General features: G+C 56.7%; 16 protein-coding genes and 1 tRNA gene. 6 read left to right on the plus strand and 11 right to left on the minus strand.

Annotation, left to right across the window (positions count from 1 at the left end):
• The first annotated feature begins 56 nt into the window (after positions 1 to 56).
• Genes QSV46_RS35590 through QSV46_RS35600 form a run of 3 tightly spaced genes read left to right on the plus strand, consistent with a single transcriptional unit; the run spans position 57 to position 3,186 of the window.
• Positions 57 to 1,625: a recombinase family protein gene (locus QSV46_RS35590; RefSeq protein WP_314962768.1), complete on the plus strand. Its 1,569-nt coding sequence runs from the start codon at positions 57 to 59 to the stop codon at positions 1,623 to 1,625.
• The gene (locus QSV46_RS35595; RefSeq protein WP_314962770.1) at positions 1,622 to 2,539 is read left to right on the plus strand and encodes a plasmid partitioning protein RepB C-terminal domain-containing protein; all 918 of its coding nucleotides are present in this window, start codon (positions 1,622 to 1,624) and stop codon (positions 2,537 to 2,539) included. Before QSV46_RS35590 ends, QSV46_RS35595 begins: the two co-directional genes overlap by 4 nt.
• Positions 2,536 to 3,186, plus strand: a complete 651-nt coding sequence (locus QSV46_RS35600) for a plasmid partitioning protein RepB C-terminal domain-containing protein (RefSeq protein ID WP_314962773.1) — start codon at positions 2,536 to 2,538, stop codon at positions 3,184 to 3,186. The genes QSV46_RS35595 and QSV46_RS35600 overlap by 4 nt, the downstream gene beginning before the upstream one ends.
• On the opposite strand, the gene QSV46_RS35605 is transcribed toward QSV46_RS35600, so the two are convergent.
• The gene (locus QSV46_RS35605; RefSeq protein ID WP_314962776.1) at positions 3,137 to 3,880 is read right to left on the minus strand and encodes a hypothetical protein; all 744 of its coding nucleotides are present in this window, start codon (positions 3,878 to 3,880) and stop codon (positions 3,137 to 3,139) included. The two genes, QSV46_RS35600 and QSV46_RS35605, sit on opposite strands and share 50 nt — an antisense overlap.
• 231 nt (positions 3,881 to 4,111) lie before the next feature.
• On the opposite strand from QSV46_RS35605, the gene QSV46_RS35610 reads away from it, so the two are divergent.
• Both QSV46_RS35610 and QSV46_RS35615 read left to right on the plus strand, forming a co-directional pair.
• Positions 4,112 to 4,188, plus strand: a tRNA-Arg gene (locus tag QSV46_RS35610).
• A 95-nt stretch (positions 4,189 to 4,283) separates the two neighbouring features.
• Positions 4,284 to 4,805 (plus strand): hypothetical protein, encoded by a 522-nt coding sequence (locus QSV46_RS35615; protein ID WP_314962778.1) that lies wholly within the window; start codon positions 4,284 to 4,286, stop codon positions 4,803 to 4,805.
• 972 nt (positions 4,806 to 5,777) lie between these two features.
• On the opposite strand, the gene QSV46_RS35620 is transcribed toward QSV46_RS35615, so the two are convergent.
• The 10 genes from QSV46_RS35620 to QSV46_RS35660 all read right to left on the minus strand — a co-directional run bounded on the left by QSV46_RS35620 (position 5,778) and on the right by QSV46_RS35660 (position 16,124).
• Positions 5,778 to 6,200, minus strand: a complete 423-nt coding sequence (locus QSV46_RS35620) for a hypothetical protein (protein ID WP_314962780.1) — start codon at positions 6,198 to 6,200, stop codon at positions 5,778 to 5,780.
• Positions 6,201 to 6,549: 349 nt separating this feature from the next.
• Positions 6,550 to 7,758 (minus strand): His-Xaa-Ser system radical SAM maturase HxsC, encoded by a 1,209-nt coding sequence (gene hxsC / locus QSV46_RS35625; RefSeq protein WP_314962783.1) that lies wholly within the window; start codon positions 7,756 to 7,758, stop codon positions 6,550 to 6,552.
• The gene (hxsB, locus tag QSV46_RS35630; protein ID WP_314962786.1) at positions 7,755 to 9,203 is read right to left on the minus strand and encodes a His-Xaa-Ser system radical SAM maturase HxsB; all 1,449 of its coding nucleotides are present in this window, start codon (positions 9,201 to 9,203) and stop codon (positions 7,755 to 7,757) included. The genes hxsC and hxsB overlap by 4 nt, the downstream gene beginning before the upstream one ends.
• 17 nt (positions 9,204 to 9,220) lie before the next feature.
• Complete coding sequence (locus QSV46_RS35635) at positions 9,221 to 9,580, minus strand: hypothetical protein (protein ID WP_314962789.1); 360 nt, start codon at positions 9,578 to 9,580, stop codon at positions 9,221 to 9,223.
• Positions 9,555 to 9,836, minus strand: a complete 282-nt coding sequence (hxsA2, locus tag QSV46_RS35640; protein WP_314962791.1) for a His-Xaa-Ser repeat protein HxsA2 — start codon at positions 9,834 to 9,836, stop codon at positions 9,555 to 9,557. Before hxsA2 ends, QSV46_RS35635 begins: the two co-directional genes overlap by 26 nt.
• A gap of 72 nt (positions 9,837 to 9,908) precedes the next feature.
• Positions 9,909 to 10,142 carry a hypothetical protein gene (locus QSV46_RS35645; RefSeq protein WP_314962793.1) on the minus strand — a complete coding sequence of 78 codons (234 nt, stop codon included), beginning with the start codon at positions 10,140 to 10,142 and terminating at the stop codon, positions 9,909 to 9,911.
• Between the two features lie 474 nt (positions 10,143 to 10,616).
• Positions 10,617 to 11,150, minus strand: coding sequence for a hypothetical protein (locus tag QSV46_RS35650; RefSeq protein ID WP_314962796.1), 534 nt, complete (start codon positions 11,148 to 11,150; stop codon positions 10,617 to 10,619).
• 298 nt (positions 11,151 to 11,448) lie between these two features.
• Positions 11,449 to 11,517, minus strand: coding sequence for a hypothetical protein (locus QSV46_RS41505; RefSeq protein WP_409997252.1), 69 nt, complete (start codon positions 11,515 to 11,517; stop codon positions 11,449 to 11,451).
• Positions 11,518 to 11,599: 82 nt separating this feature from the next.
• The gene (locus tag QSV46_RS35655; RefSeq protein WP_314962798.1) at positions 11,600 to 15,241 is read right to left on the minus strand and encodes a DEAD/DEAH box helicase; all 3,642 of its coding nucleotides are present in this window, start codon (positions 15,239 to 15,241) and stop codon (positions 11,600 to 11,602) included.
• A 28-nt stretch (positions 15,242 to 15,269) separates the two neighbouring features.
• The gene (locus QSV46_RS35660; protein ID WP_314962799.1) at positions 15,270 to 16,124 is read right to left on the minus strand and encodes an aminotransferase; all 855 of its coding nucleotides are present in this window, start codon (positions 16,122 to 16,124) and stop codon (positions 15,270 to 15,272) included.
• Between the two features lie 932 nt (positions 16,125 to 17,056).
• On the opposite strand from QSV46_RS35660, the gene QSV46_RS35665 reads away from it, so the two are divergent.
• Positions 17,057 to 18,649, plus strand: coding sequence for a hypothetical protein (locus QSV46_RS35665; RefSeq protein ID WP_314962801.1), 1,593 nt, complete (start codon positions 17,057 to 17,059; stop codon positions 18,647 to 18,649).
• Positions 18,650 to 19,377: the final 728 nt, after the last annotated feature.

The raw sequence follows: 19,377 nt of genomic DNA on the forward strand, positions 1-19,377 counted from the left end.
ATCAGATGAAGCTGCTAATCGATAGCAGAAAGTAAGCTATTTGATGAAGGTGCGTTTTGAAAGCTCGAGGTGGCGGCCGCTTCCGAATTGACCAAGAGCTGGATAGCGAGCATCTCGCAGCCGCGTATGTCCGCATGTCAACTGACCACCAAAAGTATTCAACCGAGAACCAGCTCAATGTCATTCGGCGCTATGCGGAGCAACGAGGATTCCAGGTATCTGAAATCTTCGAAGATTCCGGCCGGAGCGGTTTGACAGTTGACGGTCGTGATGGCCTTCAGCGTTTGATGCAAAAGGTTCAGAACGGCTCTGCCACCTTTGCGGCCATATTGGTTTATGACGTCAGCCGATGGGGACGCTTCCAAGATGCCGACGAAGGTGCTTATTACGAATATGTTTGTTCCCGAGCTGGGATACGGGTTCACTACTGCGGAGAGCAGTTTGATAACGATGGTAGTATTGGCTCAGTCCTGCTCAAGAGCGTCAAACGTGTCATGGCCGGCGAGTATAGTCGCGAGCTGTCTGTCAAAGTCTTTGCTGGCCAATGCCGCTTAATCGAGCTCGGCTTCAGACAAGGCGGGCCAGCAGGTTATGGTCTTAGGCGCCAGCTTGTTGATGAGCGCAGGACGCCCAAGGGAGAGCTCGGCCGCGGTGACCGGAAGAGCCTTCAGACCGACCGAGTGGTGCTTACGTTAGGTCCAGCCGAAGAAGTCCAACAGGTTCATGAAATCTACTCAATGTTCATCGAGCACGGTTTGCCAGAGAAGGAGATTGCATCAAGACTGAACGGTAGGGGGCTGGTCACGGACCGCGGGACTCCCTGGACGCGATCCTCCATTCATCAGATCTTGACCAACGAAAAGTATGTTGGAAACAACGTCTTCAATCGCGTCTCGTTCAAGCTAAAGCAGAAGAGAGTAAGAAACCGCCCTGACGCTTGGGTGCGCGCCGATTCCGCATATCCAGCACTGGTGTCTCGCGCCGTCTTTGACCGAGCACGGGCCATAATTGACGCACGAAGCTCTCACTACTCGGACGAAGAGCTCCTCACGCTCCTTCAGCACGCGCTCAAGGATGAAGGTTACCTATCCGGGATCATCATAGACGAACGTGAGGACATGCCATCCTCTAGCGTCTATCGGCGGCGGTTCGGAAGTTTGATCCGTGCTTATGGCTTGATTGGATACGCACCAGACCGAGACTACTCCTACATAGAAACCAACCGTGCTATTCGGGATGCTTACCCCCGTATTCTAAACGAGGTGATTGCTGGCTTCGAATTCTCAGGCGGCAAGGTCGAGCGCAACGATGACAATCAGTTACTGAACATCAACGATGAGTTCAGTGCAGCACTCGTGATCGCTCGCGCTTCGGCCTACGGAGCAGGATACCGGTGGCACATACGTCTCGATACCGGGCTTCTGCCAGACCTGACAATTGCGGTCCGCCTGGATACTTTCAACACGGAAGCTCTCGACTATTACGTTTTTCCGAGCATCGACTGCACGATACCGCGGATGGGATTGAGCCAAGACAATCCCCTAGCGTTAGATGCATATCGGTTCGAGACATTGGACTTTCTTTATTCCTTGGGCCGCCGCTGTTCATTCGGAGAAGCCGCATGAATGATTTCACGACCAAAGGAGCCATCGCCAAGCGAGAGTTAAAAGTCATTCCGATAGACCAGATTCGCATACTCAATCCGCGAGCGAGAAGTCAACGAAACTTCCGCGAGATAGTTTCGAGTATCGCGCAGGTCGGCTTGAAGCGACCGATTACTGTCAGCCCTAGACAATCCGAAGACGATGGTTACAGCTTCGACTTGGTCTGCGGTCAAGGCCGAATAGAAGCCTTTACACAGCTGGGCCAAGCAGAAATCCCGGCTATAATTGTCCATGCCGAAGAGAGCGACTGCCTCGTCATGAGCTTGGTCGAGAACTGTGCGCGCCGCCATCACCGCGCGATTGACCTACTTGAAGACATCAGCACACTTCGTGAACGCGGCTACGGGGATCGAGAGATCGCGACTAAGATTGGTGTTACTGTTGATTACATCAGGATGATCAGCACCCTGCTGGCCAACGGCGAAGAGCGCCTGGTAAACGCAGTAGAGATGGGGATTATTCCTCTCAATATGGCGATCGAAATCGCTAAGTCCGACGATGATGATGTGCAACGCGCACTCACCCAAGCATATTCCGAAAAGAAATTGCGGGGACGAAAGCTCGTTGCTGTTCGTCGCCTGCTTGACCAACGAAGGCGCAGCAAGCACTTGCGTTCGCATAATTACGGACGGCGGGACCCACCGAAACGGCCTCTCACGAGCGAAGCTATGATCCGGGTATACAAACGAGAAGCTGATCGGCAGCGGCTTTTGATCAAAAAGGCTGAGGTGACGCAAAGCCGGCTCTTGTTTGTAGTCGAGGCCATTCGAGCGCTTCGCGACGACAAGGATTTTGTGCGGCTACTTCATGCTGAAGAGCTAGCGTCTATGCCTGCATTCTTAGAAGAGAGACTAGCGGCGAGGGCAACCCCATGAACCGATTTGTCAGCGTTGACGCTTTCAATGGAGTTTCCCAAGCTTTTAGTTCTGACACTCTGGTCCTTGCCATTAGCTGCATTCTTCCGGTCCGGGCAATTGGAAAGACCGTAAAAGCTAGCCACAAGTATCATCAAATAGCTTGTTCCATCGGGGAGATCGGGCTCGTCGAACCACCAGTCGTGTGCCGAGACAAGCTGAATCCCAGCGCCTTTCTCCTCCTAGACGGACACCTTCGCATTGAAGTCCTGAAGGACTTGGGTCGGCAGGAGGTTGAGTGCCTGATTTCCACCGATGATGAGGCTTTTACCTACAATAAGCGGATAAGCCGCCTATCAGCCATTCAAGAGCAAAGGATGATCGCAAAGGCAATTGAACGCAACGTTCCGAAGGAAAAGATTGCAAAAGCGTTGGACATCAACATCCGCAGCCTGATCCGAAAGGCAACATTGGTTGAGGGGATATGCGAAGAGGTTGTGGACCTTCTTAAAGATAAGATGTGTCCGATGGCGGTTTTTGATGTGCTCCGCAAGATGATACCCATTCGACAGATTGAGACCGCCGAACTTCTGATCAACGCGAACAACTTTCCGTCGGCTATTCGTTTGCGTGAGCCACCTTGTTTCTTAGGTCTTCGATATCTGTAAGCGCGGCACTCAACGCGCTCTGCTCCGGTTCGGGCAGACTCTGCGTTAAAATATCGCGTTTGTCGCAGAATTGGGAAAAGAGAAGCGTGTCAACATAGCCGTCTTCGGACTTTGCTTTCTTGCGTTCTTCCTCAATTTTCGCCTGCCGGAGGCTCGTCAGAAGCTTCATCCAATCTTCGCTTTTCGGATGTCTCGCTCGGATCAGATCGGTCATCGTCATCTCTAATCCGGTGATCAGGGCGAATAGGGCGGCCCTGACCGGAAGTCTTTGCAAGTCGGACAAACTCACTAATCCGACGACCTTAGTTCCTGAGATTACCAAACGGCACTGCTTTTCGTCCGCATCTAGAACAAAATCCAGGATGCTTGCATCCGCTCCCAGCAGCAGGTCCTCGGACAGAGGAACATAGCACTGCCACACCGTGCTCAAGGTGCATCGGCTTCTGTGAGCAGCGGCGTGGAACATCCCAACAAAGCGATGCGTTTCATCAACAACCGGGAGGAAGTCGAAGTCCTCGGGGTTGCGCCGTAATACCTCCGAGATGAGCTCGTGAGGTGTGCAAGTATTCAACTCATGGGCTGGGGTGGCGATCAAGCCAACAGTGAGACCATTGTGCAACGCCTTGAATACATCCCGGCTTCCAGACAGGCCGCCACTAGCCCAACGACTGCCCATATCATCCCCAAGGTTCATTAATCCTAAATAGGGGATGCACCGTAGATCGCTTTGAGTGAGTTTGACAGTCTATCCGAGGGGGCGCGCCACAGCCGCGGCACGTTCGGCACGTGCTTTCGCTGCGCACCCGACACGATTCGAACGTGTGACCTTTGCCCGAGGAGGGCGCCGCAACCATCCGACCGAGCCACCACAGGCGAACCTAGCGGTTGCCCGCCCCCCGCCAATCGGCTAAATGAACCTCGACTAGCACCCGTAGCTCAGCTGGATAGAGCGTTGCCCTCCGAAGGCAAAGGTCACACGTTCGAATCGTGTCGGGTGCGCCAGTAGAATCAGCAGCTTAGATTAAAACTGCACTTCTGCGGACCTGCTTGGGTAAGCACTGGGTAAGCAGCTGTCGCCTTTGGGGGAGGCGTCAAAGGTGTTTCACTTTCTCATCGGTCTGCTCGTCGTTGGCGCCATCATAACAATGATGGTTGCCTCTCCGGCGTTTCGAAACTTTGTGATCGCCGCACTTCTCTTGATCGGGGGCGGGATCTGGCTGCTCATTGAAAACGCCAACAAGGATGCTGAACAGCGGAAGAAAGCACAGCAAGCTCAAGAGTACTACGCCGCTACGGCGATCAAGGAAGCCGACCTCACATTGACCGATGTAAAGCTCGGACCGGCCAGCTACGGGATGAGCGACTTTGTCCTAAGCGGGACTGTCGCGAACGATTCCAACAACGCCTTGGCCACTATTTTCTTCCAAGTAACCCTCACGGACTGTCGGGAAGTTATTTGTCGCGTTGTCGGTCAGAAGGACGCCTCGGCGTCAGTGTCAGTCCCGCCGAAGCAGTTACGCTCCTTCAGTTCGTATGCAATCCGCTTTGAAAATCTTCCCCCTGTCTCGACGGCGAAGCGCTCCTGGACATACCGGATCACTGGCCTGCGGGCTGGGTAACCGAATTGTCTTCCCGTTCGATGCGCGCAAGCGCCCCTCTGGAGGAGCCTTTGCTTCATCATCGACGCAACAGGCTGTCAGGACCTCATCAAGCTAGGGCGAAAATAAACTCTTCCTGCCGGGCTTCATGTCCACCATTTGCGAAGTGCCATCCTCGACTCGACGACGAGCATCACCGGGCTGCTCACCAAGCTGATGGGCTGAAAAACGACGTGCCGCAGCAACCCGATGCTCAAGCCATTGAGAACCGGCAGTCAACTGGCGGTTTGCTGGACCAGCTTTCCTATTGAGCGGGTGCCGGCGCTGAGATCGCCGATGCTCCGCATTTGGGCATAGCTTTGGCATGAATGAAAACCCTTCTCGTCCCCGACTCAGGCTCGCGCGTGATATCCGCCGGTCCGCTCACGTTGGTGGAGCGCCGCCGCCCCCCGCGTCGGATTCGCTTGCGCTATCACTCGCACCAAATCTTGAAGAGCGAGTCTAAATGAGCACCCATGGCACCGGAGTATAGCTTCTGCCAAGGAATGGGTTTTGACGAGCCTTGGCTATCCCAATGACTGCGGCTGCCATCATTGAAGTAGTCGAAGCCGCTGGCAAAGTATTTGTACTCTCTAAGTGCGCACGCAAAGTCGTACCTGGCACTAACGCTCTCTCTAGTTCGCTGCTTCTTACCTTCGGCCGATTGCAGCCCTGTGTCACCGATTTTACACTCATACCGAACAACGAGATGAATTTCGCCAGCATAAGGTGGCGCGTTCCAATCGGACTGGCCCGATGCAATTATCTCTCCAGCCAAGCAGTTGTTCTCTTCGAACAATAGTCGTGACTGTCTTAGCCGGTCCTTCGGACTGCTCGTGACTAGGTCATCTTCAGGCTGGCAAACCGTGAGGCTCTTTTCGTCCGTGCAACTGAAAGAAGCTCGTGAAGACTGTGAGGCTGCAGCGAGAAGAACGGCAGCGGCCACCGAAACGCCTACCGGCTTGAGCATTGGTACTTCTCTGCACTAAAATCATAAACCCTCAAAACCATGACCGCGTTCGTGCGGTCGTTGAAGATCAGCAATTTTCCTTCTGAGCAATGGTTTCCCGTGCCTCGGTACACCGTGACACTCTTATCGGCTACGCCCGACCTATCGACGTACAAATTCATGTCGGTCAGCAAAAATTTGCGCCCGTCGGTGAAGCCGCAAGATGCATATTGCCCTTCTCTAACTTCTTCTCCCCAACTTGCCCCGAACTTTTGATCGCTCCCAACGTACTGGATTATACGATAAACCTTCGAGTTAGATGGGTCCTGGTTCGCGCACTGAAGTCTCCTCGTCTCTTCTGCACGCGATGGCACCATTTCGAGGGCAATGAAGATTTGAGCAAGAAGCAGAAGAGATAAGAATTTCATTGGAGATAGCTCAATGTATCGCGGCAATCACGCGACTGTGCCGAGGTCGACCTTAGGTGCAAAATCCGCTGCAGCGGGGCTTCTCGGTGCAAAGATTACATTGCTCAACATAGCGATCTTCCAGCCGCTAAAAAGGGGCAAAGCGGACACTGCCTTCGCACCATGCCGCTGGAGTTTATGGGGAACACGCCCTAAATCACGGATGCTTTTCAGTCTTTGACGCCCTGTTCTCGCCGGCGATCGCTTCCTTCTCGCACATGTACGGGAGCTGAGGAGATGCCGCATACAACCGCAGCAGCGATGAGACCAATGCCGATCTTCATGTTCGTTCTCCTGGCTTCATGGCCTACTAATCCACCAAGGCGTTCAGTTTGTCTCGCTGGGAAGTGATCGCGCGTATGCCGCGGCTAAACCGCGGGCGCCCAGTCGTAAAAAAGCCGCTGCAAGTGTTCTTCTCGTCGCAGCGAATGCATTCTTCCACGAAGCCGTTTTTCCAGTCCGAGATCGACTGGAGCGCGTGCGGCCAAACAGATTTTGGAAGAACACACTTGGGGAGGTTGTACACCGACACGTTGACCCCAGCGGCGCTCAAGTGATCGACGGCCTTCGCGAGTCCGTCTCCATAGTCCACCGGATCCATCCAGAGCATGGCATCGTTTGCAATTGCAAAGCCCGTGTTTTCAAGGCCCATCAACGCAACGTGGTCGACGAACGGCAGATTGCGGGCAATCCACCTACCCGTGTCCTCGATGATCGGCGCGGTCAATGCATGCAGGACGACACGGATTTCGACCCGTTGTCCTCGGTCCTTGAGCTTTAGGATGCCTAGAATTGTCTCGTCGAACGCACCCTTGGCCTGCACCACGTGATCATGGACATGATCGACGGCGGCATAGACCGGAATGGCCGCCATCAGGTTCGGGTGGCCGATCTCTTTCCAGGCGTCGACGATCCGCGAGTCGGCGAACGGCCGGCCGTTGGTCAGCACCTGTATGGCAGTTGCCGGCAGCCGATCGCGGCACTCCTTCAGGACGACCATGAAGTCTTCCCAATCCGACAGGGTCTCTCCGCCGGTGAACGTCAGCGCGCGGGTCGCCGGGTCGACGAGCGGCAGGCTTTCTTTGATTTCGCTCAGGATCCACCGGTCATCGACATCTTTCGGTGGTTGCGAGCACATCAGGCAATAATTGTTGCACCGTTCCGTGACAAGAAACGAGTTGTGCGCCGAATTCCGGCGATACAGCGTACGGAATTTCCTCGACACATGATCGAGCCCGATGATGTCTCCGTCCGCGAGATAGTCATATTTCGGGGGGACGGCGACGAGCCGTCCTTTGAACGTGCCGAATAGATCAATCGGGCTGTCGGATATGACAAGGATGGATGGCCAATCGGCTTCTATTGCGCGCTGGACTTCGTCCGGCGTTCTGGCGAGCGCGAAATCAGCCACGTGACGTTCGGCGTTGCTGTCGATCGACCGGAGCCTGATGGCTGATCGGGCCTTGTTCGATGAAAATCCATCACTCTGCGAGGCTGTGCCATAGAGAGGGAGAGTCATGCAGTGGCCCATCGTCGCAAGATGGCAGCATCTTCCGGACAGTTCTCCATAATGTCCAAAAGCAGCCCCATGATGCCTTTTTGCCGAGCGCAAAATGCCGACAGAGGCTTGATTCCCAGGGCATCACCCTGCGTCGCGTGATGATAGACGGGGTCCGCCCCGCAGTGGCTCTCATACACGCAGGTCGAGCATTCGGGCGCGCACTGCGTAAGCGACGACGAAATCGCGCCGATCAGCTTGTCCGACAGGATGAGCGAATTGTAGTTGTCGTGTTCGACGTGACCGAGCCGGAAAGCGTCGTCACCGGTCTCGGCCAGCATCCTGCCTTCATCCGAAGCGAAAACACTGCCGTCATAGTTGTAGACCAGCGCGCCAAGGCCGGCGCCCGCGGGGCTGCGCAAATCAACGTAGCCGATGGGTCGGTCCGAAAACATCCGTGTGAGAAGCAGCGCCGCATAGAACTCCCGGAACGGGGTGCCCTGTCGGTTGATCTCTAGAACGCGGCGCAATCCTCGCTCATAGAACGCAAGCCACTTCTGCGCGTCGTACTTGGCGAACTGCTTCGTTTTGATCGCAAAGCCGAACGGAGAAAGTGGGCGCAGGAAGATGCCATCCAGCCCAAGTTGGAGATATTCTTCGATGATTTCATCGACGCGGTCGAGGCTCGCCTCCGTGGTAGTCATCAAGGCCCCGATCATGTCGGGACCTAGAATCTCCCTGGCCCGCCGGATTCCAGCGACAGCTAGTTCATGACTGTTGGCACCGGGTCGGGGACGGTTCTTGTTGTGCAGATCGGAGGGACCGTCCAGGGAAGTGGAGAGCAGGACGTTGTTCGCTTTGCAAAACTCGAGAACGGCGTCATCCAATAAGGCCAAGTTCGACGCGATCACGAAGTCAAGCTTCTTTCCGGACCGTTGCTTCGCAGCGGCAACAATCTTCCTGATCAACGGAAAATTGAGAAGTGGCTCCCCACCCTGGAACTCGATCTTGATCCGTGCCGCCGGGCTCGCGAACGCGATGTCGAGCGCACGCATCGCGGTTTCTTCGCTCATGTCGAAGCGTGAACGGTCGGTACTTTGACGGGAGACCTGGCAATATGGGCAAGAGTGTTCGCACCGCAGCGTCACGACGAAAATATGAAGCGGGGTCGTCTGCTGCAGGAACGACATCCGGCTTCTCAGCCGCGCGGCCAAAAGCTGCCGTTGCGCCTTCTGGTTCGCTCCGGTGACGAGATGAGCGGCATAGGCCTTTTCGTAGAGGCCGTCGCCGGGTCGGACCCGAAGGTCGACAAGCCTGCTCAGTTCATCCTCCGTCAGGCGGATGAAATCGCCGATCATGTTCGCGACGAGATACTGGTTCGCGCCGGTGCGCTCAAAATTGAACGGCAACAACGATAGATCTTCGGTTGCCGCTCTGAAGGTCTCAGGAGATAAAAACCGCGCCATGGTCCTCCGGCAGAACTCTATCCGGCATTATTTTGGTTACTGGCCAGGGCCCCGAAGGCAAGTGCGAGGATGACATTCCGAACGCCATCGGTTTTTTCAGCGACGCGAACCCGCAAGTTTTCGTCGGCGACAAGGTACAGAAACCGCTCCTTCAGATCGTCTGAACTGAGCACGGCTCCTTTTTGCGGATTGCCAGAAGAAACTAAGCGGCAAATATAGCGGTCGCCTGCCCGGTCAACCTGGCACGTCGCCGACCCAATCAGACGATAGGCTGCCGCATCCAAAGCGCTCAGGCTTTGGATGCTTGAATCGAAATCAACAGCTACCTCGACCTGAGACGCAGCAGGAAGCTTAGCGGCTGGAGGCATGAGAGGCATGTGAGGCATGCGACGCGTGGGAGCTATGTCCCGCGACGATGGTGCCGTCGGCCTGCTTCGTCATGACGAACCCGAGAAGGTCTTCCCCCGCCTGATAATAGGCATTTGCCTTAGGCTTAGTGCCGGTGTTTTCGGCCGCTACCGCGGTTTTATCGTTGGCAACTGCAGTCTTGGCCTCCGCGCCCTGAACCGACATTCCGGCGAGCGATGCCAGCGCCGTGCCAAGTGAAAGCACAAGTTTTGATTTCTCAGTCATGTAGCCCCCAAACTGTAAATCTGCTCGAAGAATACGCTCTCTTACAACTTCGGAGGGCGGGAAGTCCATAGTTCAATTGGCGGAGAGCGCTGAGCGGCGCCCCCCGCAGCGCCAACCCGGCAGCGCATTGATAATGTTGCCGTTTCTCGCCCATGCGGCAAAAGAGGTGACGTTTTGTCGGAACCGGTGGTCTTCACCATCCTCTCCGCGGTAACCCAGAATGAGCGCGATCCGATCCGCGAGCGCGTGCGCGACGTGAAGCGGCACCGTGCCTCGCAGCGCCCATTCAACGTCGCAAGCGGCCATTCGGCTTCACCGTCCAGGGTGAGGACAAGGACGCCCAAGCCAACCAGCAACGGGATGAGATGCTTGCAAGTCGCATTAGTCTGGGGTCGCGGGCTCATCCGATTTTGCTGGGTGCTTGGTCTCACCCATCGCAGGTTCTGAGAGGACGAGGAGGCCGCTCCCAAGAGAGCGCTGCGCGTTGCTTCAAACCCGGTCTGTTGAACGTTCGCTGAGTTTAAGGGCTAAGGTCTGGGCGCGGTCGCCCATTCTTTTGCTAGCGACCCAATCCCGGTTCTATGGCCTATGGGAGCCCCGCCCGTCGCTCATTTCTAATGCACGCGACCTGCCTAGAGGGCGCCACCACAGGACACTCAATGAGGCTGCCATAATGTCGCCGGTCCGTCGCTCAGCACCTCAGCACTTCCGCTTTCAATACTCGGTGATGGAGTGCGTCACGCTCCAATCTGAACCGCCGCACGCCTTTCGATTTGCCGATCATTCACCAAAAACGGATGCCTGAATCTCCACCAATGAACGCTCGGACAGACCGAGCGCTCTGAACTGTTCGGATAAGGCTCGATTCAGCTCTGTATCCGTCATTCGCGCGAATACTCCAGGCTCGTTAATCTCATGTCGGTGTACGAGAAGTCCCGCAATCTTCGCCGCCAGCTTCAACCCACTTATGGCAGCACCCAAATCGGGCTTGAAGGTCCCGGTCGGATCGCCACTCCGGTCACATAGGGGGAGCCCGCGGATCGACAAATCAATTACATGCTTCAGCCGGACAATGATCCACTCTTCCGTAAGAGCAGCTCGTGCTATCCCGATTTCTCGTGCCTTGGCCTCGCTGTTGGCGCGCTCGCTTATGATCTCTCGAACTCGTGCTTCGATGGATGGAGTCCTGCAGAGCCTACTCGCATTCGCTGGTTTATAGACGTAACCAGCCGCCCGGTAGGCATCCGCTTGGCTCATCCCTGACGCAAGGGCGTTGGCGATAATTTCGTGCTTTGGCTTTGATAGTGTTGGCATCGGGCGTCTCGTCGTCCTTATCCATCCTTATCACGAAATTATCTTCATAACGGCCGAGGGCTTCTCGCCGCGGCTGTCTCGTTCACTACCACTAATCTTGGGTTCGTCTCCAGGCCCAGCCCTAGTCTAGCAAGCGGGTGCTCGCAGCCAGCCGACGCAGCAGCTCCGGCTCGCCATATTGTCCCGCCGCGAAGCCCGTCGGTGGCAATCAGGCCTTTGCGGCGGCTACCGCATCCGGCGAGCCGCTGCCCACGCACGACCGACATCCATCACAGCGAAGAAAGCGCAGATCCCGCCGTCACGCGCAAAACGCAGACGTGATTTTCTTCGCCAGGATTGTCTTCCCGCATCCTGAGGGACCAACAATGTAGTAAGATCACCAAGCAACCATCAACGATCGATTCGACCCTAGTAGTCAGGCCACGCACCTGTCGGCCATAAATTTCAATTCAAAAAGTTCTTACTACTTCGGCTGCTGGCAGACGTGTGACCAAATAATCGTGTTGTTCGGGATGACTGGTCAGCAGCGCAGCAGAGTAGGCGGAGCGAGCGACGGAATACCCGGCAGCGTCAATCCAATCGACGCCATCGTTGTGAATGACCGGGCATACTTCGTAAAATGCGCGTCGACCGTCGACCGTGGTAAGTTGTGCTGCAACTCCCTTTACCGTATCGGCTGCATCTCTCTGCTCAATCAAAGATCTTTGCCACGCGAGGAACCTCTGCGGGTCAATCAGCGTCTCGGCGTTTCTACCGAGCCCCTCTTGAGCAATCCATGTTTCGAAGGCGCCACGTTGATTGGCTGCTTCCTCACGGGTCCGCGCGATTCCTTGCGAGAGCGCAAACGCGACGAACGGATCAAGTGTCCCCCAACGCAACAATTCCCGGAACCAGAACGCCACCCACGGCAGGCCACTCGTTGCACGCCATGTCTCTAGTGTAGGTGTTGCTAGAATTCCCGCATTTGCGCCCCATGCGCCCGCGACAGCCGCGCCCACAGCGACTCCCAGTTTAAACTCAATATTCTCTGTCACGAATCGCTGCCATGACCGCAATAGCTCGGCACTTGGAGCGACTGCCCTTGGCAGCTGCATCCACCATCCGATAATGCCGCGCCAATTTGCGAGCAACAATTGGTCTCCGGCAGTATTGCGTACGCGGAAGCCAATCCCGGGCTCGGCACGAATGCGCTCTCCGAGTTGCACCACCAATTCGAAACGTCGTTCAGCCGTCCAAGCGCCATACTCAGACGCTCCTTTTAACTCGTCTACCAGTTGGGGTGCCACCAATTCAAAGCGGCGACCTATGTACGGTGTGAAGCCGTATTGGTAGAGGCGTTTCCGCTGCTCCTGGTTAGGGTAGAGCCGTTCCACAAAGGCTCGACCGCGCTTGACGAAGCTCCGCTCTAGCCACGCCTCCTCCGCTGCCGTAACCTTGGCGAATGTGCGCTGCCATAGGTCTCGCATAACAGTCTCCGCACGCGCGCCATCCATAGCCGCGAATTCGACACCTCTTAGCTCCTCGGTCGCGGCAAGAAGAAATCCGTCAAGCTCGTCGAGACTGTCTCCAAGCTGATCAGCGGGTGTTCGGGATGCGCCGCCAAGATTGGCCCCTGCGCCTTCCGGGAGCGTTGCTTCCAACCACGATAGAAACTGCTCCTCGCTCCTAAGCCCGAACTGAACCGAGGCCCTTTGAGCAATCGAACGCAGCAGAATAACAAGCGGGCTATTGACCGCGCCGCCATCGTCCTCTGCCTGAAGGCGGCCGAGAAGATCGCCGTAGTCCTGTGCGGTTCGTTGAACCTGCCTAGATTGTTCTGCACGCTGTCCTGGAGCGGTGGTCGACACAGCCTCGGGAAGCATCACGAGCGTCATGCCTTCTATGGATTCGGCCGCACCTGGCCGACCCGCGCGCCCGGCCAAATTACGGAACTCCGCGGTCGACATTGGTACGACGACGGGCTGCCCCGTTTGTGTATCAAAGCTGCGCCTTTGTAGGCTGATAACAAATATTATATCGAAGGGAAGATTGACTCCCTCAGTCAGGGTTGCCGTGGCAAGCGTAATCGGACAGATCTTGCGATCAATTAGATCGGTCAACAACCTTCGAAGGCGTTGTGGCATTTGACCGTGACTCGTCGCGATGCCGCGATCGAGTAACCGCACTTCAAAGGAATCGGCGCCGCAATAGTCGATGCAGGCAGCTCGGGCCTCCTGCAACCGCGCTACATCCTCTGAACTCGCCGGTGTAACAAAGCTTGGCGCATTCTGCCAACCCGGTAGGTCGAAGGCCTCCGCGTATCTCTTCATCAGACGCTCCGGTGATTGAGCGATCGATATCAACACCCTCCTTTTACCCTCTATCAGGTGCAGCGCCGTCCACAGAACATAAAGTTGATTGTAGTGAGGCAAGCTATTCCGAATGACAGCGGCAGGGAGAGGCATCACTGGAATTCGCAACGGGAGATACACGGGTGCATCTCGCCCCCGAACGTATAGTGTCTGGCCATTCATGATGTCGAGCACAGCCTCTGGCGCACGACGCGGGTCGACCCGAAGCCCTCCAATCAGCTGACGACTGCTGCGGTAGCCTAAGCCAACCGGTGACGCGTCAGCGCGACCTTCCATCCAACGAGCGACGGGAATGGCGGCACCACCTGCGACCGCGGTTAGTGCAATCCGAGAGACGTCCGGCTTGATCGTGAGCAGGCGCGAGACCATCGCCTCAAGCCGCATTGAGCGGCTGGTGTGTGAAGCCAGCGCCTCCTGAGCGTTGGCGTCGCTTTCGCTGACGACCTGGTGCGCCTCATCGATCAAGAGAAGTCGCAGTCGCTGCACAAGCAGATGACCGACATAACGCATCAATGCTTCGGCCTTTTCGACGGTCGCTATGAGTACGACCGGTCTATCTGCAGTGAGCCAATAGTCCGTGATCCCCCAATCGGTGCCACCATAAAGTCCAGTCACAATTAAGTCGTTACCAAGCTCTGCGATCAGCTTCGATTCCACTTCGTTCGCCAGGGCCCGGGAGGGAACGAGATAGAGTGCCAGCGGCGCATGGCCAGGCTGCACGTTAGCCAACAGCAGCTCTTTCACGAGGGCTAGATTGGCAACGAGTGTTTTGCCCGAGCCTGTCGGCGTACATAGGGCAAAGCTGTCGTTGGCAATCAGCCGTTCGAGCCCCTGGACCTGTGACGTCCACAGCACACCACGGCCTCGTGCAAACTGCTCGCGCGCGAATCGCCACATTCGCGTTTGCTGATTGGGCGCTCGCATCGCAAGGGCCGCCACGCGACTGTGAAGGCTGTTGGCTGCAAAGCGCCTGGCAGTCGCTTCAAGCAGGTTGATCAATATCCAGAGTTCATCACTGGATAAGCGCGTCGTCAATTCGCCAAGGGTCGACAATTTGGTGATTGCTTGCGTTAGCCGGCCTTCATTGCCACGGCGGAGGCTGTCGCCGATCAAGCCCACCGCCCGAACCAACTCGACCACCACGTACCACCCAATTTTGCTCCCGTCGCGCGCTGGCTCGACGTCGAAATGATCGTCATCTCGCGCAGGCTCGTCTTTCTCTATGCCAGGATCCTCGTCCGCCGCCAGCAGCGCCGCTGAGCCCTCACGACCGGTGAGTGCTGGATTATCTTTCCAGAATTGGACACTCTTCCGGAGCAACAGGTCGAAGTCCGCGCTGAGAAAGGCCGCAAAGATCTCCGCGACACCACCGCCATAGCGCCCCTGACGGAGCAGACCTGTTGCCATGGCTGGCAATCCTGCGAGCTGATAGGCGCCTGCGGCAAGCAGGGCGACAGGCACATCGCGCGTGACCGCATCCGATGCTCTCGCCAACCACTCGAGCAGTTCCGCAGCGCGACGATAGCAGTCGAGCGACGTCAGGGACCCTAATCCGTCTGTTTCGCGGAAGATCCCGGCAGCGTGCAACAACCTCCTCGCATCATCGAACTGTTCATGCGATTCTCTTGCCGCCCAAGCAATAGGAGGCACCTGCCACGACGTCTGCAAACTGCGGACGAACAATCGTGCCTGCGATGGCGTCAATTCGTTGGGGGTAGCGCGACTGAAGCGGAAGTTCATCGCCAGCTCGCGACGCTGTTCGTCAAGCCTAGCCATCAGCGGTATCCCAAAGCGAACTGTACAGCTGATCGATAAGATCTACGCCATTCTCGACCACAAGTTCGACGATTTGAAGTGGACGTCCCGCGACATATTCGGGGGGTGGGGCGGCATTAGGCAGGAAAGTCGCGCCCTTAGCTCGCGTGGCCGATCGGTTCCCGGCAACGAATACAAGATCGGTTCGGGGCAGTTGTGCCCCTGCTAGCAGCAGCACTCGATCAAGCGACAATATCGCTTCAGCATACTGGTCCCTGGCCTTTTCACAAAGTAGCCTATGGATTTGTTCCAGCCCCTGTGGCACGGCTAATCCCCGATTCAGCTCGTTCCACACGCCGTCTTCGCCTCGGACTCGGGCGCCAGGCGGACCTGTCCATTTGCCGAGCATCATGTCGTTCATGACGCTGGGCGTGAGTGCGGCGCGCCATTTGGCCTCACCCGCAATGAATCTCACTACTTCGCGGCTTGCAGCGTCTATTCCGAGCGCAATGAAATCATTGCCGTGCCGGCCCGAGATTTCCCGGACTCGTGCTGGATCGCGCGCAAGATCAAAAATGTAGGCTTCGACCTCAGCATGGTAACGGAATAGGAAGATCGGGATCGACCACTGATGCCCGCCAACGAACACATAGGCCTGTGTGAACAGCCCCGCCATCACCTCACCAAACAGCCCTTTTTTAGCTGTGGCAGGAAGGCAATTAGGGTACTGCGCATTTGCGCCCGGCTCATTGGCATCGGGATGTAGGTCGATCCTGGCCGCACGATGAAATACCTCCCGTGCATCCTGGTGTGCGGATTCGAAATATGGCCGCAACTCTGCGACAACCGAGTCATCGCTCGGCAACATCTGCTCGAATAGCAGGTGTCCGTAATTGCCATTCGTCCGTGCAGCCCCGGTTAGCCAACGGTTGAGCAGGCCCGTCGGCGGAGGGCAGTTATGCAACATCGATGAACCTAACCAAGTCGATCTTTAGACCGAACGCCTTTGACGTTGAAATGGTCGATCAATCATTTCTACGAGGGACGCACAATCATCGCAAAACTTACAGCATCCGGGCACGCAATCTTCAAGGTTGATTATACAACTTAACCGGGATTATCCCCGGTCAGTCGTCGGCGATGGTGTGCTTGGCCTTCTCGAATTTCGGTCGTAGGCATATCCAGCTTGGCGCGGCAAAAGGCATCCTAGAGGGAATATTGGATTTGAGGGCCTCTTGGTGCTGCTGTTTTCCGCTACGAGTGCGGCGGCGCGACGTCCGCCCGCTGCGCTTCCAGACTTGACGTTAGGTGCCTCCCCGGAGATGTATTGACCTGCTGCCTGACATGCACTTGCGGAGCAATCCGGAAGGCAGGGTCTGGCGCGTGGAGAAAATCGTGCTTACGTGATCTCTAGTAAGGTGGTAGGCTGAAACGGTGCTTCAAGATAGCGACCTGAAGGCGTTCCTTGACGCATTTGAGGCGAACTGCGCGCCGGGTATCGTACCAGCACCACCACGCAACATCTTGTCGAAGGACGACGGCATATTCCCTTCTGAGGTCCGGCGTCTCGTATGCTCCTTGCAAATCGCAGCAGTCCTCGGTGACGCTCCCCAAGCGGCGACAGCCGCTGCGCAAATTATCTTGGATAATGTGCGTGATCATCGATGTGCCCCTCTCTCCGATCAGCGCGCGTGGTCGCAAGCCACTGCCTGGGCTCTCGCACAACCGGCCCTTGCTGACCCCACCACTCCAGGGGTGCCTTTAGGCCGCGAGCGCGAGAGAGTCGTTGGAGAAGCATGTTTGCGCCTGCGCAAGCGAGGTTACAAGGTTGAGGTCGGAGCCTACGGACCGCAGATTGCTGAACCTTCCCGCCGCGAGATCGTGCACAGTGCCGAGGCGCTCGTCGACGTGCTCGGCGGTCTCGAAACGGCCACGCAGGTCTTGCGTTTTCTGCGCGATGCCAATTTCCACCATGACGGCATATGGCTGTTCGGCGAGGTCGGTTTAAACCTCCATGACACCAAACGCCCGATGATCCCGGTTGGTTGGCTGCTCTCGCTGGCTTTGCGCAATCTCGGCCGTCCCGGCGGTGCCCGCAAGCCAGAGGTCGCATGGAAATCTCTGGTCGATCTCGCCACTGACTTTGCTGCGGCGCACGACTGCCAGCGGTATAGCCAGTTCGAAGGCGTGGACCTCCACCCCACTCAACTTCACCGCACGATGGTCACCTCCACCCTATGGCGAGAGTTTTTCTCCTTGCCGCAGATGCCACCAGAGGCGATGCGCAAAATCTTCGATACTCTTGCAACGGTGATAACGCAGGACGACGAGGAGCGACTTGGCTTCGCAGTGCGGGCCCTCGTTAGGGAGATCCTCCAGTTACTAGAATGGTCCGCCGATGATCGACTAACGATCCATCCCCGCGCGGAGGTCGAACGATTGCTCCCCCTTCTGCGCCGCCTCACTGGCGGTGCCGCTGAAGCTGTCAATTCCCGCTACGGTGACCCGCTGGCTGCCGGCGAACGCACACAAGATAGCACACTCCTGTTCGCGTGCGGGCGGGACCAGGCTATCACCATGCCGCGTGCCTTCCTGTCGACAGCGGCATGCGAGTTCGTCTTTCGACTCGTATGGTCGAAACTTGGGGCGCGTGCTGCAGATGTGGTCGGGGAGACGCTAGAGCGTGCAATTGCAGCCGCGTGCCAAGGCAAGGCGTCTACGGTCCTTGTGCGTCAGGCTTATCAAGTCGGACGGCACCGTTACGAACTCGACGTGGCGACACGGGACGAGGATCGGATCGTGCTCATGGAAACGAAGGGCAAAATGCTAACCAGCCAGTCGCGCTCGGGCGATATGTTCGCATTCTTTCGAGACTACTCCGACAGCTTTCTCCGCATGTTGTCTCAACTGGTCCGACACGAAATTCACCTCAAGCAGGGGCGCGCTCCGCTCACTGTCCCCGATGAGGCTGTTGATGATCTTCGACCGCTCAAGGTTGCGGTCTCGCCGCTCAGCTACGGTCCAGTGAGCGACAAGATGCTTTCCAGCAGCCTCATCCGCTCGTTGATCGGAGCGAGGCTCGTCCTTGTCACCCCGGACAAGGTGCATCAACAGATCATTGATGCGTTCAACCACCGCACAGAAGCTGTCCTCACCGACATGGCGCTTGTGGCACCGAAAAAAGATGGTCTGGCAAACCTGTTCCCTTATCTCATCGACATTTTCTGGCTCGATGTTGGGCAGCTACTCTATGTTCTGGATCGTGCCAACACTGTGTGGGATGCTTTCATACCGCTCAAGCATATTACCTTCAGTTCACGCGACTTCTGGACGGAACTCGCGCACGCGGATCGCAGTGGCCTCACAGTTGGCAAGTGGCGGCAAGTCACATAAATACGCCCGAGCTGCGCGTCAGCGATGGACCTTCAGAAAGTCAGGCAGTTCTAAAACGGTCCATCTGAACGTCCGAAAAACGGTCAACTCCGGAGCCCGAGAGCGCTGCCTTCAAGTCCGAGATGGGTCAATCGCGTCACTTTGGCCGCGTGCCCTTCTCTTCCGGTCTACCCCCGTGAACGGACATCGTCAGACCGCCCCGGCATGGCTCACACGGGCCAACAACGGAAGTCGTGTCCTATTCGATCACCTCGTTGGGAACAATGTTCCGAGGCCGCCCGCAATCTGGCGTACTGTCCGGACGTAAGCGCGGCTCTCATCGTGGGGAGGGACTGCGATGCCAACAGTCAGCAATGCCGAGCATATGCTGCGGAATACAGAGGCTTGGCGAAGGATAAACAGATTTCGGCCCGCCGATCTTCGGTGCTTTTGAGCATTTCCCCCATTGGCGGTGATGGCGCGTGCGGTCGGCAGCATCGAAGTCGGTGTGGCCATCGTTGATCCAGCCCAGCTTAAACCGGAAGACACACCACATGGTAAATTGAGTAGTGTCCTTGTGGTGGGACTGTGAAAGTGATGAATGCAACATCACAGTCCCGTCTGAGCACCATAAAAGTGGCGCCTACGCAACACGGTCCCGCCTGAGGGCCAAGAGCTGGTCCCGGTTGTCTGAACAGAGTTTCCGCGTCGATAAGTGGAGCCTCTGCCGGGGTTAGGCTGCCATGCGG

Origin of the sequence: Bradyrhizobium cosmicum (genome assembly GCF_032290525.1) — a bacterium.
Taxonomy (GTDB): Bacteria; Pseudomonadota; Alphaproteobacteria; order Rhizobiales; family Xanthobacteraceae; genus Bradyrhizobium; species Bradyrhizobium cosmicum_A.

What these genes read in the sequence shown, in the direction of transcription:
- QSV46_RS35595 (WP_314962770.1), top strand. Translation starts at nt 1,622, where the DNA reads ATGAATGATTTCACGACCAAAGGAGCCATCGCCAAGCGAGAGTTAAAA.
- QSV46_RS35600 (WP_314962773.1), top strand. Translation starts at nt 2,536, where the DNA reads ATGAACCGATTTGTCAGCGTTGACGCTTTCAATGGAGTTTCCCAAGCT.
- QSV46_RS35605 (WP_314962776.1), bottom strand. Translation starts at nt 3,880, where the DNA reads ATGAACCTTGGGGATGATATGGGCAGTCGTTGGGCTAGTGGCGGCCTG.
- QSV46_RS35620 (WP_314962780.1), bottom strand. Translation starts at nt 6,200, where the DNA reads ATGAAATTCTTATCTCTTCTGCTTCTTGCTCAAATCTTCATTGCCCTC.
- hxsC (WP_314962783.1), bottom strand. Translation starts at nt 7,758, where the DNA reads ATGACTCTCCCTCTCTATGGCACAGCCTCGCAGAGTGATGGATTTTCA.
- hxsB (WP_314962786.1), bottom strand. Translation starts at nt 9,203, where the DNA reads ATGGCGCGGTTTTTATCTCCTGAGACCTTCAGAGCGGCAACCGAAGAT.
- QSV46_RS35635 (WP_314962789.1), bottom strand. Translation starts at nt 9,580, where the DNA reads ATGCCTCTCATGCCTCCAGCCGCTAAGCTTCCTGCTGCGTCTCAGGTC.
- hxsA2 (WP_314962791.1), bottom strand. Translation starts at nt 9,836, where the DNA reads ATGACTGAGAAATCAAAACTTGTGCTTTCACTTGGCACGGCGCTGGCA.
- QSV46_RS35645 (WP_314962793.1), bottom strand. Translation starts at nt 10,142, where the DNA reads ATGGCCGCTTGCGACGTTGAATGGGCGCTGCGAGGCACGGTGCCGCTT.
- QSV46_RS35650 (WP_314962796.1), bottom strand. Translation starts at nt 11,150, where the DNA reads ATGCCAACACTATCAAAGCCAAAGCACGAAATTATCGCCAACGCCCTT.
- QSV46_RS35655 (WP_314962798.1), bottom strand. Translation starts at nt 15,241, where the DNA reads ATGAACTTCCGCTTCAGTCGCGCTACCCCCAACGAATTGACGCCATCG.
- QSV46_RS35660 (WP_314962799.1), bottom strand. Translation starts at nt 16,124, where the DNA reads ATGTTGCCGAGCGATGACTCGGTTGTCGCAGAGTTGCGGCCATATTTC.